Source organism: Desemzia sp. FAM 23988 (assembly GCF_045528365.1).
In the GTDB taxonomy this organism is placed as follows: Bacteria; Bacillota; Bacilli; order Lactobacillales; family Carnobacteriaceae; genus Desemzia.
This window is the reverse complement of sequence record NZ_JBGQQS010000046.1, coordinates 1-2,987: the sequence shown is the minus strand read 5'-3', so window position 1 is coordinate 2,987 and position 2,987 is coordinate 1. Positions and strand designations below refer to the sequence as shown.

The 2,987-nt window shown below is 36.0% G+C and carries 2 protein-coding genes; both read left to right on the top strand.

Features of this window, described 5'->3' with window-relative positions:
- Positions 1-367: 367 nt before the first annotated feature.
- A complete protein-coding gene (locus ACEN4L_RS13305; RefSeq protein WP_407097728.1) occupies positions 368-1,546 on the top strand; it encodes a NupC/NupG family nucleoside CNT transporter in 1,179 nt (392 codons plus the stop codon).
- Between the two features lie 121 nt (positions 1,547-1,667).
- Positions 1,668-2,345: a uracil-DNA glycosylase gene (locus ACEN4L_RS13300; protein WP_407097729.1), complete on the top strand. Its 678-nt coding sequence runs from the start codon at positions 1,668-1,670 to the stop codon at positions 2,343-2,345.
- The last annotated feature ends 642 nt before the right edge of the window (positions 2,346-2,987 follow it).

Sequence of the window (2,987 nt, the reverse complement as noted above, 5' to 3'; positions counted from 1 at the left end):
TATCTTCGCAGTGTCGGAAAAACACTCGAAGAGTACGAAGCTGAACAAACAGCTTAAGACTAATTTTAACAAATTCGGTCACATTAATGCAAGCTTTTGCGAAGTAAAAGCTTGCATTAATGTGAGCTTTTGCGAAGTAAAAGCTTGCATTAATGTGAGCCTTGGTTTTAGGACATTTTAGACCGAGAACGCAATCAGAACTAAAATTGATTTGATAGAGTTGTTTAAAATATGGTAGTATGGGAAGTTGTGATTATTTCTAAATAAAGTAAAAAGGTCAAATTGGAGGCAAAGGCGTTGGGACACTGATTAACTAGAATAAATGCACAATCAAAAGAACTGTGAAGAGAAATGGAGTACAAGAACAATGAGTAGATTAGTAACCTTAATAGGTATTATTGTCATGTTGGGAGTTTTATATTTATTATCGGATAATAAGAAAGCCATCAATAAAAAAACAGTGGGTATTTCCCTAGCAGCCCAATTGGTATTGGCCTTATTTTTAATTAAAGTCCCTATAGGAAGCTGGTTAATCAAACAACTGGCAGCGGGAGTAACGAAATTATTCAGTTTTGCCAACGAAGGATTGTCATTTGTTTTTGGTGATTTATTTGGAAATGGCTATTTCTTTATTGATGTTTTGGGTGTCATTATTTTCTTATCCGGCTTAACAGGTATTCTAGGTTATTTAGGAGTAGTTGGTTGGGTCGTAAAAATCATCGGCGGAGCAGTAGGGAAATTAACAGGTACCGAAAAAGCTGAATCTTTTGTGGCAGTAGCAAATATGCTGCTGGGACAAACTGAATCGCCCTTTTTGGTCGCTAAGTACTTACCTAAAATGACGAAATCTGAATTGATGACGGTACTAGTTTCCGGAATGGGTTCGATGTCAGCGTCTATTTTAGTAGGGTATAATTTATTGGGAATCCCAATGGAATGGCTTCTCGTAACAACTGCTATGGTTCCCTTTGGATCATTGTTAGTGGCTAAGATGTTGACGCCTGAAACGGAAATCAGCCAAGTATCTGATGTAACATTAGACCGTAAAGGCGATAATACATCTGTTTTTTCTGCAATGGCAGAAGGGATCAATAATGGATTGCAAATGGTATTAGGAATCGGAGCGAGCTTGATAGCTGGTATTTCTATTGTAGCTTTATTAAATAGTATTTTAGGATTAGTAGGAACGAGTTTTACGCAATTATTAGGTTATATCTTTATGCCATTGGGTTGGTTGATGGGATTAAATGGAGCAGAGTCAAGAATAGCAGGACAAGTCTTAGGGACTAAGCTGTCAATCAATGAATTTGTGGCGTACGCCGATTTGGCGCCTATGATGGGAGAATTATCAAATAGAGCTGTAGCAATGTTATCCATTGCTGTCGGAAGTTTTGGAGCGTTTTCTAGTATTGCCATTTGCGTGACTGGTTTAACTGTTTTTGCACCAAACAGAAAAAATGATTTGTCCAACTTAGCTTTTAGAGGAATGTTAGGCGGCTTTATTGTACCGGTACTATCTGCAATGTTTATCGGATTGTTTTTATAAAAATAGAACTATTGTACGTTTAAAGTAGGTCGTTTAAGACGATCTGCTTTTTTTGTGTTTTATATTTTTGTAAAAACTTTAAATGTGCTAATCTGAAAAGAGAAGCAAGGAAGGTGATCAAATGTTGAAAACAATTTTGCCGACTGAATTATTGAACTTAGCGCAACAACGTGCAGCAGGCTTTGCTGTAGAGGGGTTTATACGTGGGGAAGGTCCAGAAAACCCCAAAGCACTGTTGATTGGAGAAGCACCGGGAGCAGTTGAGGTAACGGCAGTTGAAGATACGCCATTTGCAGGACGGGCAGGAATCGAATTGATGAGGACTTTGGAGACAGCTGGTTTATCCAGAGAAAATACGTATATTACCAGTGTTTTTCATAGTCGACCATTCAAAGACCGCTTAAAACTCAATAAACGTACTGGTTTGGAAGAACTAAAGCGGTACAATCGCAAACCAAATCGTAAAGAAGTATTGGCACACGCGCCGTTGACTGACTATGAAATCAGTCATATCGATGCACCGTTGATTATTTTGCTGGGAACATCCGCCATTGAGCGAGTGCTTGGAAAACAAGCTGCAGTAAAAGATCTTCACGGAAAAGTGCTGATGACATCGGTTCAATATTTAGCAGATCTTGAAGATACTGCTTATCAGTGGACTGACAAAAAGTATCCAGTTTTATGTACCTACCATCCTGCCAGTATCTTTTACAATCGACAGTTAGAGTCAAAGATTCATGAAGACATGCATGCAGTGAAAAAATGGTTGGAAAACATGGACAGGCATGAAAACAAATAACTAGTTAAATATGAAAAAAGATTTCTTTGTGGGTGGCATAGCTCTGATAAGAAATCTCTTTTTATATGCAGTATTTTTGAATGCTTTCTTTAAATGACTTGAATGTTTCTAAAAAAACTCACATATAAAAGCGAGTATATATGAAAGAATTCTCATTATTTGTTAAAATATACACAATGTACCGATAATCGTTATAGGTTTAATAAAAAAGGGAGAATATGTCTTAATCGTCCTAGACCAATATGTTTAAAAGGAAAGAATACATGGTTTGCTGGCAAATGAAATTTTTAAAACTTTGAAAAATGAGAGCTTAATGAAGAAGAAAGAAATATTTGATATATATTTATTTTTTCTAGGCTAAAATAATGCATATTCGAAAAAAATATTTTATAATAAGAAAAATATTATGTATAAGGAGGATCTTAATTTGTTAGGTTTGGTTGATGAACTCCAAGCAAACTATGAAGCGATCACTCGCTCAGAGAAATTAAGTGAGGACCGAAAGATCCATTTACTTAATGTCTACTGAATAATAAACTATGCTTATTCTGCTGCCTTTTACAACTAATGATTGATATAATAGATGCAAGGGTTTTTATAGGATGTTAAACAAAACCTTGCACTTTTACTGAAATGAGGACA